General features: G+C 60.8%; 10 protein-coding genes. 6 read left to right on the top strand and 4 right to left on the bottom strand.

From position 1 onward, the window contains the following. The first annotated feature begins 99 nt into the window (after positions 1–99). From PMN64_RS02785 to PMN64_RS02805, 5 genes are all read left to right on the top strand, one after another. The gene (locus PMN64_RS02785; protein ID WP_038387938.1) at positions 100–2,337 is read left to right on the top strand and encodes a peptidase domain-containing ABC transporter; all 2,238 of its coding nucleotides are present in this window, start codon (positions 100–102) and stop codon (positions 2,335–2,337) included. Then, the gene (locus PMN64_RS02790) at positions 2,327–3,673 is read left to right on the top strand and encodes an HlyD family type I secretion periplasmic adaptor subunit (RefSeq protein ID WP_411779633.1); all 1,347 of its coding nucleotides are present in this window, start codon (positions 2,327–2,329) and stop codon (positions 3,671–3,673) included. The genes PMN64_RS02785 and PMN64_RS02790 overlap by 11 nt, the downstream gene beginning before the upstream one ends. Then, complete coding sequence (locus PMN64_RS02795) at positions 3,673–5,706, top strand: SEL1-like repeat protein (RefSeq protein WP_411779634.1); 2,034 nt, start codon at positions 3,673–3,675, stop codon at positions 5,704–5,706. The genes PMN64_RS02790 and PMN64_RS02795 overlap by 1 nt, the downstream gene beginning before the upstream one ends. A gap of 312 nt (positions 5,707–6,018) precedes the next feature. Next, positions 6,019–8,229 carry a glycoside hydrolase family 99-like domain-containing protein gene (locus tag PMN64_RS02800; protein ID WP_411779635.1) on the top strand — a complete coding sequence of 737 codons (2,211 nt, stop codon included), beginning with the start codon at positions 6,019–6,021 and terminating at the stop codon, positions 8,227–8,229. 12 nt (positions 8,230–8,241) lie between these two features. Beyond that, positions 8,242–9,165: a glycosyltransferase family 2 protein gene (locus tag PMN64_RS02805; protein ID WP_028345291.1), complete on the top strand. Its 924-nt coding sequence runs from the start codon at positions 8,242–8,244 to the stop codon at positions 9,163–9,165. Positions 9,166–9,276: 111 nt separating this feature from the next. Here PMN64_RS02805 and PMN64_RS02810 read toward each other — a convergent pair whose 3' ends face one another. Beyond that, positions 9,277–10,437: a hypothetical protein gene (locus tag PMN64_RS02810; RefSeq protein ID WP_411779636.1), complete on the bottom strand. Its 1,161-nt coding sequence runs from the start codon at positions 10,435–10,437 to the stop codon at positions 9,277–9,279. Positions 10,438–10,606: 169 nt separating this feature from the next. On the opposite strand from PMN64_RS02810, the gene PMN64_RS02815 reads away from it, so the two are divergent. Then, complete coding sequence (locus PMN64_RS02815) at positions 10,607–11,575, top strand: hypothetical protein (protein ID WP_411779637.1); 969 nt, start codon at positions 10,607–10,609, stop codon at positions 11,573–11,575. A 102-nt stretch (positions 11,576–11,677) separates the two neighbouring features. Here PMN64_RS02815 and PMN64_RS02820 read toward each other — a convergent pair whose 3' ends face one another. The 3 genes from PMN64_RS02820 to rfbA all read right to left on the bottom strand — a co-directional run bounded on the left by PMN64_RS02820 (position 11,678) and on the right by rfbA (position 14,482). Continuing rightward, positions 11,678–12,226: a hypothetical protein gene (locus tag PMN64_RS02820; protein WP_411779638.1), complete on the bottom strand. Its 549-nt coding sequence runs from the start codon at positions 12,224–12,226 to the stop codon at positions 11,678–11,680. Positions 12,227–12,513: 287 nt separating this feature from the next. Then, the gene (rfbB, locus tag PMN64_RS02825; RefSeq protein WP_028345287.1) at positions 12,514–13,581 is read right to left on the bottom strand and encodes a dTDP-glucose 4,6-dehydratase; all 1,068 of its coding nucleotides are present in this window, start codon (positions 13,579–13,581) and stop codon (positions 12,514–12,516) included. After that, entirely contained in the window at positions 13,571–14,482 is a 912-nt protein-coding gene (gene rfbA, locus PMN64_RS02830; protein WP_028345286.1) for a glucose-1-phosphate thymidylyltransferase RfbA, read from the bottom strand. The genes rfbB and rfbA overlap by 11 nt, the downstream gene beginning before the upstream one ends. Positions 14,483–14,572 lie beyond the last annotated feature (90 nt).

Consider the following 14,572-nt stretch of genomic DNA (forward strand, 5'->3'; position numbering starts at 1 on the left):
TCGGGTGACGCGCTGAAAATGCTGCGTTAGCGAACTAACAGTGATAAGTTATATGTCGCTGGGGACCGGACCTTGCGCAGTCGAAACTTCGAGGCATCCATGACCAAACACCTCTCGCTCGTCGGCGCACCTTCGGTGGAGGCACTGCCACCTTCGGGTCTCGCTTGTCTTGTCATCGTGGCAAGACAGCATGGTTTGCATCTGACTCCGTCCCAGCTGATCCACGACAACCTCCTGGGCGACCAGGAAGTCACGCTGGCCGAGCTTTTGAAGTGCGCGAATTCCTCGGGCATGACGGCAAAGGCCGTCACGCTGGACTGGAAGGGCCTGAGCCATCTCAAGAGGGCGCTGCCGGCCATCGTTCGGCTGCGCGACGGCAGCCACATGGTGCTGCTGCGCCTCGAAGGCGATGAAAACAGCTCCCGGGTGGTCCTGCAGGATCCGAATGCGGGCGAGGACGCGCTGCTCGTCATCGATCAACCGCGCTTTGAGGACATCTGGTCGGGCGACGTCGTCATGGCCAAGCGCGACTATGAGATTTCGGACGAGACGCAGCCGTTCAGCTTCGGTTTTGTCGTCGCCCTGGTGTTCCGCGAACGGCGCATCATGCGCGACGTCGCGATCGCGGCGCTGGTCCTGGGCTTCATGGGGCTGGCACCGATCATGTTCTGGAGGCTGCTCTCGGACAAGGTCATTTTCTACAAGGCGTACAATACGTTCTATGTGCTGTGCGTTGCGATGCTGGTGATCATCCTGTTCGAGACGGCGTTCTCGTTCCTGCGGCAATACCTCGTTCAGAGCCTGACGGCACGGCTCGACGTCAAACTGTCGACCTACGTGTTCGAAAAGGTGCTCAATCTGCCGATCGACTATTTCGAGCAGAATCCCGTCGGCCTGATTTCCCGCGACATCCGCGAAGTGTTCCGGATTCGCGGCTTCCTGACCGGGCAGTTGTTCGGGACGGTTCTCGATTCGACGACGCTGATCTTCTTCCTGCCCGTCATGTTCTTCTTCAGCCCGATCATGACGCTGATGGTTCTGGGCTTTGCCGCAATGATCGTGGTCTGGCTCATCCTGATGCTGCCCGTGTACCGGAGAAGCTCCTCGGCGGTTCTTGCCGCCGAAGGCGCGCAGGGGGCGTTTCTGATCCAGAGCCTGAACGGCATGAGGACCATCAAATCGCTGGCGCTCGACACGCGCCAGCGGCACATGTGGGATGTGCTCGTTGCGCGCGCCGCCAAGGCGCGTCTTGCCGAAGGCATGACCGGAAACATGATCCAGACGCTGGTCCGTCCGCTGGAACGGTTGGCGGTCAGCGCTCCCTATGCACTCGGCGTCTACCTCGCCGTATCGAGCGGCGATCCGGTCTATGTCGGGGCGCTGTTTGCCTTTCTGATGCTGTCGCAGCGTGTTGCCGGCCCGCTGATGAAGATGGCCCAACTCATCAACCAGTATGACGAGGCGCGCACCGCGGTCACCATCGTCGGCAATCTGGTGAATCAGCTGCCGGAGGAGGGACGCTCTGGCCATGGCGTGCGGGTTCCGCTGAAGGGCCTGATCGAGTTCTCCGGCGTCACGTTCAAGTACAAGGGCGCGGTGTCGCCGGCGCTGAACAATATCTCATTCGAGATTCCGCTCGGCACGACGCTCGGCGTGATGGGCAAGAGCGGCTCGGGCAAGACCACGATCACGCGGCTGTTGCAGCGCCTGCACTCCGACTATGGCGGGTTGATCAAGGTCGACGGTATCGATGTTCGGGAATACGATGTCGACCATCTGCGGCGCAACGTCGGCGTCGTGCTGCAGGAGAACTTCCTGTTCAGCGGCACGATCCGCGAGAATATTGCCGCGGCAAAGCCGGACGCGACTTTCGACGACGTCGTCAGGGCGGCGCGATTGGCCGGCGCCGAGGAATTCATCGACAAGCTGCCGCGGGGTTACGAGACCTATGTCTACGAGGGCTCAACCAACCTCTCCGGCGGGCAGCGTCAGCGCCTCGCGATCGCGCGCGCGCTGATCGTCAATCCGCCCATCCTGATCCTGGACGAGGCGACCAGCGCGCTCGATGCGGAGAGCGAGACGATCGTGAATGCGAACATTTCGCGGATCGCGCACGGCCGCACGCTGATCATCATCTCGCATCGCCTGTCGTCGCTGACGAAGGCCGACGCGATCCTCGTGCTCAATCGCGGCGTGGTCAACGATATCGGTCGCCACGAGGAACTTCTGGAGCGCAACGACATCTACAGCTCGCTCTGGTACCAGCAGAACACGCATCTCGTTCCGACGGGCCGCAACGACAAGCCTAACTTCAGGAGTCCGACCCTTGTCTCCTAATCAAGCTTCGCTCGCGACCGTTCGCCAGTTCCAGTCCGAAACCGACGCCATCCGCGAGGCGCCCGAGCCGATGTTGGCCCGTGCGACGCTGTTCGTGCTGTCGGCGCTGCTGGTATCCATCGTGGCGATCATGTGCCTGACGCGCCTCGATCGGGTGATCACCAGCGTCCGCGGCAAGATCGTTCCGGTCGATCAGATCAACGTGCTGCAGGCCCTGGACCCGTCGATCATCAAGACGATCGATGTTCGGGAAGGCGAGCAGGTCGACACGGGACAATTGCTTGCGACCCTCGACTCGACCTTCACCGCGGCCGATGTCACCCAGTACAAGCTGCAGATCGCGAGCCTCGATGCGCAGGTTGCGCGTGACGAGGCCGAATTGTCCGGAAAGCCGCTGTCGTATGGCAACGCCAAGGATGCGGATGCCGCCAGGTACAACGCCTTGCAGAAGGCGCTCTACGACCAGCGCGTCGCCCAGTACAGCGCGCAGGTGACGAGTTACGATTCCAAGATCAGCCAGACCGAAGCGACGATCCTGAAGGCGAAGAAGGACGACGAGCGGTATGGTCAACGCGCCGAGATCGCCGGCAAGATCGAGGACATGCGCTCGACCCTTGCCGAAAGCGGCAGCGGGTCCAAGCTGAACCTGTATCTGTCGCAGGATACGCGCCTGGAGTTGCTGCGTCAGATCGACAACACGCACAACACTCTGCTGGAAGCGCAACACCAGCTCGACTCGCTGAGGGCCGATCGCAAGGCCTTCATCGAGCAGTGGAACGCGCAGCTGAGCCAGGATCTGGTCACGACGCGCAACAATTTGGATACGGCCCGGGCAGCCTACGACAAGGCCATCAAGCATCAGGACCTGGTCCGATGGACGGCCGCCGAGCCGTCGGTCGTCCTCACCCTTGCCAAGCTCTCGGTCGGATCCGTGCTGAAGCCGGGCGATCCCTTCATCACGCTGATGCCGCTCAAGACGCGGCTGGAGGCGGAGATCCAGGTGCTGTCCCGCGACGTCGGCTTTATCCGGCCGAATGACCCCTGCACGCTGAAGGTTGATGCCTTCAACGCGGCGGAGCACGGCACGGCGGCGGGCAAGATACGCTGGATCAGCGAAGGCGCCTTCACCACCGACGACGACGGAAAGCCCGTCGATGCCTACTACAAGGCGCGATGCTCGGTCGACCAGAGCAACTTCACCAATGTTCCGAACAATTTCCGCCTCATCCCGGGCATGACGCTGCAGGGCGACGTCAATGTCGGCACCCGTTCGGTGGCGATGTATCTGCTAAGTGACATGCTGCGCGGCATGACGGAAGCGATGCGCGAGCCATGATGGAGTCGACGAGATCCCTGCTCGAGTTGTTCCGGCCCGACTCCTCCCGTTCAGACTCAAAGCAGTTTGAACGGGGACTGGAGGCTTACGAGAACGGGCGATACCTTGAAGCCCTGCGCTTTTGGCGGCTTGCCTCGCGGGCGGGCAACCCCGAGGCGGATTACCGGATCGGGCTGCTCTATGCGCGGAACGAGGGCGTTATCGGCAGCATTCCGGACGCGGTCGCGTGGTATGAGCGCGCCGCGCTGAATGGACATCTGGATGCGCAATTCCAGCTTGGCCTGATCTACCTCAACGGGGTCAAGGCGACGCTCGGTCCGAACAGGCCCGAGATGTGGCGGCAATCCACTGCGGCCCGTCTCGGCGACAAGGCGATCAACCTCCACGATCTGGTCTTCCCGAACGGGATAGGCGTGGCCAAGGACGTCGACGCCGCATTCCTCTGGATGTCGGTGGCGGCGGAAGCCGGCAAGGCGGAGGCGCAATCGATTCTTGGCAACCTGTACGCCAACGGGCAAGGTTGCGAGCGGGATCACGCTGCAGCCCTGCGCTGGTATCAGGCCGCGGCCGAGCAGAAAGCGGCGTCCGGCGAATTCGCACTCGGCGATGTGTATTATCAGGGCCGCGGCGTTCCCGTCGATTTCGCGCAGGCCGCGATCTGGTATCACAAGGCCGCCGAGCAGGGACATGTTCGCGCACAGGTTGCGCTGGCTTTCATGTGCCTCAAGGGTACCGGGCTTCCCGAAAATGTCGAAGAGGCCGCACGGCTGTTCCAGAGTGCCGCTGCGCATGACGATACGATCGCGCTCTACAACATTGCGCTGTTGCGGTTGAGCGGCAAGGGGGCTGTCAAGGATCTCGACAGGGCCGAGACCGCATTGCGCAAGGCGGCGCGGAAGGACTATCTGCCGGCGATCCAGGCGCTCGCCGAATTCTATGCGCTCGGGACTGCCGCCGAGCCGGATCTGCGCGAGGCGGCGTATTGGTACGAGAAGGCGGCCGAGCGCGGCGATACGCAGGCGCAGTTCCTGACCGGACGCTTCTATGCCACCGGCACCGGCGTTCCGCCCAGTATTCGCCAGGCTGCGAAATGGTTCGAGCGTGCGGCGGAGGGCGGCCACGCCACCGCGGCCCACAACATTGCGGTGTTCTATCTCAATGGCAGGGGCGTGGCGCGCGATGTCGCGACTGCGATCAAGTGGTTCGAGCGCGCATCCGAGGGAGGCATCAGCGCCGCCGGCGTGCAGCTCGGCCGGCTCTACTCGGCGGGCAACGGCGTGCCGCGCGATCAAGCGCGTGCCGCGGAGTGGCTCAGCAAGGCTGCCAACGGCGGCGATGCCGACGCGAAGACGGCCTATGCGATGTTTCTTATCCAGGACGAGCCGTCCGCGGAGCGTCTTGCGCAAGCACGTGCGCTGCTGACCGACGCTGCCGAGGCGGGCCATCCGGCTGCGGCATTTCAGTTGGGCGGGCTTCACATGGGCAGATCCGGCGGCGCCGTCGATGTTCCGGCCGCAGCCCAATGGTTCAAGCGTGCGGCAAGCGCCGGGCACGTCGAAGCCCAGCACACTTTGGCGCTGCTGTATTCCGATCCCAAGAGCGGCCTCAAGGATCCGCAGGCCGCCGCTAGCTGGATCGTCAAGGCCGCGGACGGCGGCAACGCCGCGGCGCAGTTCAAGCTTGCGGTGATGTATTGCACCGGGCAAGGCGTCGAGCAGGACCTGGCCAAGGGCGTCACGTGGTACGAGGCGGCGGCGCGCCAGGGCCACACGACGGCGCAATACAACCTTGCCGTGATGCTCGGCCGGGGACAGGGGCGCGATGCCGATGCAGCGAAGGCGGCCGAATGGTTCGAGGCCGCGGCGAAGCAGGGCATGGTCGAAGCCCAACTCGCGATTGGCGATGCACTGCGCGCCGGCGACGGCGTCGCGCAGGACCGCGATCAGGCGTTGCACTGGTATCGACAAGCGGCACAGCAGAACAACGAAGGCGCGCGACGTCGTCTGCAGGCAATGGGCGAGAGTGTTGGCTGAGATGGAGGCGGGCTTCGCACGCAGACGCTGAGCGGCGGCTTTGTTTTTAGGCGCGAAGGCAACGAAGCAGGCAGCTTCGCGCGACAATCTGGGCAGAACTAACGGTGGCTTTCATATCGACGACAGAGAGATTGCGTTAATGTGGACGTCGCCAACAAATACTCATTGTGGTTGTGTGAAGTTGACTGATAAGCATCAGGTCACGATCCGGGGCAGGTTCGAACGGCAACGCGATCTCGGGATATCGATCTTCCGCACGGCTGAGAAAGAAACTGGAACCAACGTTAGACGTTGGTAGGAGCTTGAGAAGCGATGAACAAGATGGTGGAACGGAGCGTCAGGGATACGAAGGATATGTTGCCCGTTGCCAGTCCGGTTCAGCAGGACGATCAATCGCAGAGCGTATTCCTGGATCCCGATGTCGGCGATCTCCAGTCGGGACCGAGGCTGCGTGGTGCGATCCTCGAGCACTCCGGGCGAGTGATCTCCGGCTGGATTGTGGATGCGCAGTCGCCTGCTTCGACCGTTGCGATATCGCTTTTCGTTGCTTCCCACTGTGTCGAAGAGGGGCGGACAGGCCGGTCCGTGCCGGCCAGCGTCGGTCCGCACACTGTGATCGGGCGTCCCGGATTTCGCATCAACCTATCCACGCCGGGCGTGCGCCGTCGTTTGGCTCGCGCCCTGAAGAATACGCTGCTGGAACGCAAGCCTGTGCAGATCTACCTGCGCATCAGCCTGAACGACGGCGAATATTACGAAATACCGCTGTTCGAGAAACTCGAGTCGAACGAGGTGGTCGTCGCGCTCGGATTCTCGACCGACGATTACGACGATCTGCTGTTTCCGAACAACGACAAGAAACTGGTTGCCGCCATGGCAGGCGCCGCCTCCGTGAAGGAGGTGCGCTACGTTTGCTTCTATCTGCCGCAATTCCATTCATTTGCGGAGAACGACCGTTGGTGGGGTCCTGGCTTCACCGAATGGACCAACGTCTCCCAGATGCGTCCGCAGTTTCCCACGCACCAGTCTCCGTGGCTGCCCGCGGATCTCGGCTTCTATGACATGAGACTGGTCGAGACTCGCCAGCAGCAGGCGGACTTGGCTCGCCGTTACGGCGTTCACGGCTTTTGCTACTACGCCTACTGGTTTCAGGGGCGAAGATTGCTCGAGCGGCCGCTGAGGCTTTTGCTGGAGGACGGAGAGCCGAACATCCCGTTCTGCATCTGCTGGGCGAACGAAAACTGGTCACGGCGATGGGATGGTTCTGATACCGAGCTCCTGCTCGGCCAGAACCACTCCCTCGAGGATGATGTTCGCTTCATCGACGATATGGCCGATATCCTCCTGGATGATCGCTACATCACCGTTGACGGTCGCAAGATACTTCTCGTCTACCGTCCCTCGCTGATCCCGGACAAGGAACGCCTGTTCCAGACCTGGCGTGTGCGTGCAAGGCAACTCGGCATCGGCGAATTGCTGATTTGCAATGCGATGACTTTCGGCGAGTTCGATCCACGAGAATTCCATTGCGATGCCGCCGTGGAATTCCCGCCTCATACCGTCAATGCGCGGGAGCTGAGCCGAGCGGAGGTCGAGACGCCGACGGAGTTCTCCGGCAAGCTCTACGACTATCTTGAAGCCATGCGTTCGACGCTCGGCAAGGTCTATGAGTTTCCGTTCTTTCCAACCGTGATGCCGCGCTGGGACAACACGCCGCGCAAGGGCTCGCGTGGACACGTGTTCGTCAGATCAAGCCCCGAGGCGTTCGAAGTCTGGCTTCGTGAGGCAACCGAGCGGGCTCGCCGGAGTTCTTTCGAACAGCCGATCGTCTTCATCAATTCGTGGAACGAATGGGCCGAGGGAGCCCACCTGGAGCCGGACTCGCGTTTCGGCCGTGCCTATCTCGATGTCGTCAGACGTGTGTCTGCCGGCGAGTCGATCTCGGCAGAACTGCGCTCGAACTCCGCCCTGCTCGACTGCTTGAGCAGATCGGAGCTCGAGCAGACGATCAAGAGCGCTGCAGTTCATGTCGAGGTACTCGCCAATTTGCAGCGCAATGAAGTCGCGCTCACCGGATTCCAGAGCATTCGCGAAGGCCTGCCGGTCGAAATTGAGGGAGCCATCGCAAGTCCGGATGGCTCGATGTTTGTGATCGAGAATATCAATTCGCAAACGGAGGAGCGCGTGGTGGTGGACCCGCGCTACAGAGTGCTGGTCCGAGGGTGGGTGTTTGCCAAGGATGGCTTCGAGCCCCTGAGAAACCGCATCTCGTTTCTGGTGTTGTCTCCGGAAGGAGAGACGAACGCCGGCAAAAGCGGGTACTGCCTCGTCATCGATTGGCACGAGCGAATGGACGTTACGGAGTATATGAAGGCGACCGCGCGGGAGTGCTGCTTCGGCTTCGAGGTCAGCTTCATGCTCAAGGGACTGCCGGACGGAGAGTACAGGCTTTCGATGCTTGAGGTTGGCGAAGGAGAAAACCTGCTGGTTGGATCAAGCCATTCCCTGGTCGTTCGGCATTGAGTTGAGAGTCCTATGTTAGCCAGCGTGGTGATTGCTTGTTACAAGCACGAGGCCTATCTCGAGCACTGTCTCGAGACGGTCTTCGACCAGACCTATCCCAAACTTGAGCTGATCATTGTCGACGACAATTCGCCGGACAACAGCTTCCAACTGGCCGAAAGGCTTCTGAAGCGGAAGTCGTTCGCCAAGCGTTTTGCATCGTGCAAACTGCTCAAGAATCCCACCAACATGGGGGCTCACTTTACCTGGAATCGCGCGCTGTCGCTTGCAAAGGGCGACATGCTCTTCCTGCTCAATTCGGACGACGCGTTTTCGAAAGAGCGGGTCGAGACATTTGTCGGCCGCCATGGCGCTGAAAAGCTGTTCTTCGGCTTCTCCGCGATCGAACCCATCGACGAGAACGGGAAGTCCATCAAGAGCTTTCAGTTTCCGGCGCGTCTCAGATACGCAACCAGTCAAGCGGTAAGTGCCGATCGCCCGCTGTCGTGGTCCTTCCTGGAGTCGCAGATCGCCGCCTCGACGGGAAATTTTGTGTTGAGCGCCGAACTGTTGCGGCAGGCCGGGTGGTTCGCGGACCTCAAATATTGTCACGATTGGGAATTCGCGCTGCGTGCGATCACGATCGTCGAACCAAAATACGTGGAATCCGATCAATACATGTATCGATTGCATGCAACCAACAGCTTCCGTGGACTAAGTTCGGTGGCCGAAAGCGAAACGCGGGCTTGCATGCACAGCTATTCGCTGCGCGCGATGACGTCCAAGCCACCGAACGGGACCTGTCTCAGTCCGCTCAACATGGGGGAGGCGTTCTACAAGCTGATCAGGAATTACCCGAACTTCCGCTTCTGGATGCGGCAGCTCTACGCACCTTATCTTGCCGAGCACAGGACCGTTGAGCTGAACCAATGGACGGTCCCGGCCGAATGGCGCTAGCACAACGCGGCTGACGCCAGATCACGCGCCAAGTCACGGCTGCCGCCAGGTCACGGCTGAAGAAGCTCGCAGCTGAAGAAGCTCGCGGGCGCCAGCCTCAGCACATCAGAGCTAGCAAAGGTTTGGCCTTTGCTTGGATTGCGGGTCTTTCAGGACCTTGCGCAAGGCCTCCAGGCGCTCGGTCTTGCAGGGCAAGGTGGGGACAAGCCATCCGCCTTCGTCGTTTTCGTTCCAGGCATAAATCAGGATCGCAGGAGACTTCATCTCACCCGGCTGAGCAGCCCTCCATTCGATCGAGCGATGCAGGTGATCCGACAGCTCTGCCCCGGTCGGCGCAATGAAGAAGTTTTCCATTCCGACGCCGGGGCGCTGCTTGGCTTCCCAAGGCACTGGGCGTTCGATGCGTGGACGGCGGTCCCAGCCGGTCATCACGGTGGGGATGACAGGAAGCCGGCTCTTGGCTAGTTCATTCCAGTCTCGCTCCGCGCCGCGCGTGAGGTCGGCGTAGGAGCCACGGACGCTCCCGTAAACGCCGGCATAGGAGCTGACCGCGTCGGCAGTCAGGAAAGCGCCCTGTTCATTGAGCAGTTTCTTGTCGCCGGTGAGCACCAGGTACGGATCTCTGTGTCCTGCGGCCTTTACACGCGCTCTGAATTGCTCGATCTGGGCGCGAAGGTTCTCGAACCCACCCCATCGTTTTTCAACGTCGCCAACATGTATGAAGCCGAGAAAATACAGCGGTCTTCCGCCCGCTACTTTCAGGTAGTTGCTGTCGCCCATGAGTTTGACGTGTTCCTCAATCAGTGGGCTAACCTTGTCGTGGGAGCCCCATCGAGGGAACTCGGTAAAGATGCAGTACGAAATCTCATTCTTGATCGGGCTTTCCCTGAAGATTTTCAGAGCCCTCGACATCGGATCGGCGGAGCCGTAGGCGACAAACGCCCAGTAGTCGATGCCTGCGAAAACGGCCTGCTTGATTTCCTTGTCGATCGTCTGTTGCGTGATCTCCGGAAAGGCAATCTCACTGCGGCTCTTTCCAGTGGTCTCCTTCGCAAAGAACGGAACCCGCCAATGGTACTGCTGCGGAGAGAGCGATGTTTCCACCGCCTTCGTTGGCGTTGATCCGGGCGCATACCAGGCGTCCCACCGTAGCGCGCCCACCAGAGGCCGGTCGGTGCGCGCAGCCACTTGCTGGGCGGCCAGGGCGCGCTCAACCGTATAGCTAAGGGCTCCAGCTGAGCCCAGGGCCAGAAACAATCGTCGTGTCAGCATCTTCGAGCGCTCGCCGTTGTTTTCCCAAACATCCTGTTGATTCTCTTCAAAAACGCCCTAATGATCCACTGACAGTGCGGCTAATGATTGGCCAAACTTTTTCTGCGCGATGAGCTTAGATTGGCTAAAACCAGTCGATGTTGATTGCAACGCACAGGGACCGTGTTTGATGCAGCTGGTTGCATGGGAAAATGAATCTACGGCGATTTGCGATCGCATCCGGAGCAGCCATGGCGCGCTCAAGATCGTTCTCAAGACCAAGGATGATCCGTTTTTCCTTGCGGATTGGGTAGACCATCACAGGAAAATCGTGGGCGATGCGAACCTGATCATTTTTGACAATGGATCTTCCGACAGCAAGGTCTTGTCGGTTTACGAAGAGCTGGGGCCGAACTTGCTGATCGCGAGTTTCGGCGGATTTCACAACAATCTGCACAATCCCAAAAACTTCGAGGAGCTTTACGCCAGCCTGTCGGCTTCTTCCGATTTCCATTGCTTCCTGGATACGGACGAGTTTCTGGCGTTCTATGATGGCGAGCGCTTCACGAGCGACGCTTCAATATTGCGTCACCTGAGCGACAAGGACGGTGGTGCGTTTATCCCGTCGACTTGGCTGTACAACGCGCCTTCCTATCGCGACAGAATGTTGTGCGGCACCGATTTGGGCACGCTCCGGAATGGCCTCACCTGGGGTAAGCCGTTGATCCGATCGGCTGCCGCGCCTTTCTCGGGAGAGGTGAATCACAACTGCCAGATCGCCAAGGGAAAGAAGCCTCCCGCGCCGTTGTTTGGATTTTTCCTGCTGCATATGGCGACCTTGTCGCCCGCGCAGCGGATCCGCGCCAATCTAAACAAGCTGATTGCCCGCGGATTCATGCAGCGCGGGGATTCCCTTGAGAAAGTATTGGAGCGGGATATATCGCGGGCGACCGAGAACGAGAAGCTGTACGTGACCGAGATCAAGCGGATGCTCTCTCTTCGAGAGGACCGCGGTCCCGAGACGGCTCCCTTGGGAACCGGCTCGATGCGAATTGATCAGTCGGGCAAAGTTGAATTTGCGTCGTCCACCGAGGAGCGCGTCTTTGCCGAGTTCGCCGCGTCCTTTGACGCGCTATGCGCGCAAACACTGCCTTCTTGAGGTGGGATCTGCCCGCTTCGCCGGGGCATTGCCGCCTTTAACGCCCAGGCGGCAAGCCATGGTGCAACGTCGCCTTTGATGTCTATCGGGAGAACTCGCCGGTCAGGACGGCTCTCCGCTGAACGACTGAAGGATGGCTTGGGCAGCCTCTCTTTTCGCAAGCGGCATGAAGAACGACATATCGCCGGCCGTCGCGATTTCGCGAGCGATCTCTCTGACGCAGTGATAGGCGGGGCGAGAGCTGAAGTCGTGCATGCCGATGATTGCAGACGGGCCGCAGTGCAGGACGATCTGGGCGAAGCATGCGACCCTGAAACGACCGTCGACGAGATACAGATCAGCATCCGCGCTTTGCGGCGTTTCCCAGATGGTCGAGTGATAGTCCGGCCAACGCGGCTTTGTTGATGGGTCGACCGGGAAACCCCAATCGCCAGTCCGTCCGATGTCGATGAACGTCAAATGAGGCTTCGTACGAGCTGCGGCGCACGCACGATCAACCTGATCCAGCCAGTCCTGTGAGGAATCGATCGACAATATCGAGTTCGTGACGTGCTTTGAGGCGATGACCGTACTTCCGCCTGTGCCGAATTCGACGTAATCGCGGCTGTTTCTCACAAACGACAAGAACAGTTCCGCTTCTTCCCGCGACATTCTTGGTAGCAATTGACGTCTCCTCGTTGTTCGCAGCCCCCGGGACAATCTCTCCTCACCGGGGGCGTTGGACGTGTCTGATGCCAGCACGTCTTTGCATATTCAGGTTTGCATATTCAGGCCGCGCCGCAGTTCAGCAACGTCAAGTCATCAACGCCGAGTCGCGGTCGCCAAGGCTTACGTCCTTGCACCCGATCGGCCGGACATCTTCCGGCCGAGGGATTATTCCGCAAGTCTCACGATGATCGGCGCTGCCGCCGTCGCTGATGATCCGCGGTGATCGGCGACTACTGGTTCAGGCCGACGCGCTCCACCTTGTAGCCGCCCTCCAGGATGGAACGCCACCAAGGTTGCTCGTCGACATACCAGCGCACGGTCTTGGCGATGCCGGTCTCGAAATTCTCCTCGGCGCGCCAGCCGAGCTCGGTTTCGAGCTTGGTGGCGTCGATCGCGTAGCGGCGGTCGTGGCCGGGCCGGTCGGCGACGAAATTGATCAGCTGGCGGCGCGGGCCTGCTGCGGCCGGCACGACCTCGTCGAGCAGGTCGCAGATGCTCTCGACCACGTGCAGGTTGGTGCGCTCGTTGCGGCCGCCGACATTGTAGGTCTCGCCGACCTCGCCGCGCTCCAGCACCAGCGTCAGCGCCTTGGCGTGATCCTCGACGAACAGCCAGTCGCGGATGTTCTTGCCGTCGCCATAGACCGGCAGCGGCTCGCCGGCGAGCCCCTTGATGATCATGTGCGGGATCAGCTTTTCCGGGAAGTGATAGGGGCCGTAATTGTTGGAGCAGTTGGTCACCAGGGTCGGCAGCTCGTAGGTCTCGCGCCAGGCCCGCACCAAGTGATCGGACGATGCCTTGCTGGCCGAATAGGGCGAGTTCGGCGCATACGCCGTGGTCTCGGTGAACAGCCCTTCGTCGCCGAGCGAACCGAACACCTCGTCGGTCGAGATATGCAGGAAGCGGAACCGGTCGCGCTTCTCGGGCGAGAGCGAACGCCAGTGACGCAGCGTCTCCTGCAGGATCGTGAAGGTGCCGACGATGTTGGTCTGGATGAATTCGCCGGGGCCGTCGATCGAGCGGTCGACATGGCTTTCCGCGGCAAGGTTCATCACCGCATCGGGCTGATATTTCTCGAACAGCCGGCGCAGGTTCTGTGCCTCGCAGATGCAGGCCTTCTCGAAGGTGTAGTTCAGGCTTTCGGCGGCACGGGGCAGGGAGGCCAGGTTTGCCGCGTAGGTCAGCTTGTCGATGTTGACGACGCGGGCGTGGGTGTCGCGCAGCAGGTGACGGACCACGGCGGAGCCGATGAAGCCGGCGCCGCCGGTGACGAAAATCGTCGATCCCTTAAACCGCATGTTTGAATACCTCCGCCGCGCGGGGCTCGCCGTGGAATGAGCGGTAGACCGACAGCAGGTACTCGCCGTAGCTGCTCTTGGCGGTCTTCTGTGCGACCCTCGCGAAGGCTTCGAGCGAGATGTAGCCCTGGCGCAGCGCGATCTCCTCGGGGCAGGCGATGCGCAGGCCCTGGCGCTGCTCCAGGATCTGGACGAAGTGACTGGCTTCGACCAGCGAGGAATGGGTGCCGGTGTCGAGCCATGCAAAGCCGCGGCCGAGCACCTCGACATAGAGGTCGCCGCGCTCGAGATAGGCCTTGTTGACGTCGGTGATCTCGATCTCGCCGCGCGGCGATGGCCTGATGCCGGCCGCGATGTCGACCACATCATTGTCGTAGAAGTAGAGGCCGGTGACCGCGACGTTGGACTTCGGCCGCTTCGGCTTCTCTTCGATCGACAATGCCCGTCCGGTGCCGTCCAGCTCGATCACGCCGTACTGCTCCGGCGCGTTCACGACGTAGCCGAACACGGTGGCGCCCTTCTTGCGGATCGAGGCGGCGGACAGCATGCTCGGCAGGCCGTGGCCGTAGAAAATGTTATCCCCTAACACAAGGGCAACAGAGTCATCGCCGATGAAGTCGCGTCCGACGATGAAGGCGTCGGCAAGACCCCGCGGGGTCTCCTGCGTCGCATAGGCGAACCGGACACCCATCTCGCTGCCGTCGCCGAGCAAGCGCTGGAACAGCGGCTTGTCCTGCGGCGTGGAAATGATCAGGATATCGCGGATTCCGCCCAGCATCAGCGTCGACAGCGGATAGTAGATCATCGGCTTGTCGAAGACGGGCAGCAGTTGCTTGGAGACGACTGTCGTCACCGGATAGAGGCGCGAGCCGGTGCCACCGGCAAGGATAATGCCTTTCATGGTCCCTCACAATTTGACTATCAGAACATAACATATAGCGTGCGCTGCACAAGTTTGTTATGAGAGGGAAATTAACATTTCAAGCGCGTC

Origin of the sequence: Bradyrhizobium sp. UFLA01-814 (assembly GCF_046718885.1) — a bacterium.
GTDB classification, from domain to species: Bacteria; Pseudomonadota; Alphaproteobacteria; order Rhizobiales; family Xanthobacteraceae; genus Bradyrhizobium; species Bradyrhizobium elkanii.

Coding starts and splice junctions, on each gene's coding strand:
- PMN64_RS02785 (WP_038387938.1), top strand. CDS start 100: ATGACCAAACACCTCTCGCTCGTCGGCGCACCTTCGGTGGAGGCACTG.
- PMN64_RS02795 (WP_411779634.1), top strand. CDS start 3,673: ATGGAGTCGACGAGATCCCTGCTCGAGTTGTTCCGGCCCGACTCCTCC.
- PMN64_RS02800 (WP_411779635.1), top strand. CDS start 6,019: ATGAACAAGATGGTGGAACGGAGCGTCAGGGATACGAAGGATATGTTG.
- PMN64_RS02805 (WP_028345291.1), top strand. CDS start 8,242: ATGTTAGCCAGCGTGGTGATTGCTTGTTACAAGCACGAGGCCTATCTC.
- PMN64_RS02810 (WP_411779636.1), bottom strand. CDS start 10,437: ATGCTGACACGACGATTGTTTCTGGCCCTGGGCTCAGCTGGAGCCCTT.
- PMN64_RS02815 (WP_411779637.1), top strand. CDS start 10,607: ATGCAGCTGGTTGCATGGGAAAATGAATCTACGGCGATTTGCGATCGC.
- PMN64_RS02820 (WP_411779638.1), bottom strand. CDS start 12,226: ATGTCGCGGGAAGAAGCGGAACTGTTCTTGTCGTTTGTGAGAAACAGC.
- rfbB (WP_028345287.1), bottom strand. CDS start 13,581: ATGCGGTTTAAGGGATCGACGATTTTCGTCACCGGCGGCGCCGGCTTC.
- rfbA (WP_028345286.1), bottom strand. CDS start 14,482: ATGAAAGGCATTATCCTTGCCGGTGGCACCGGCTCGCGCCTCTATCCG.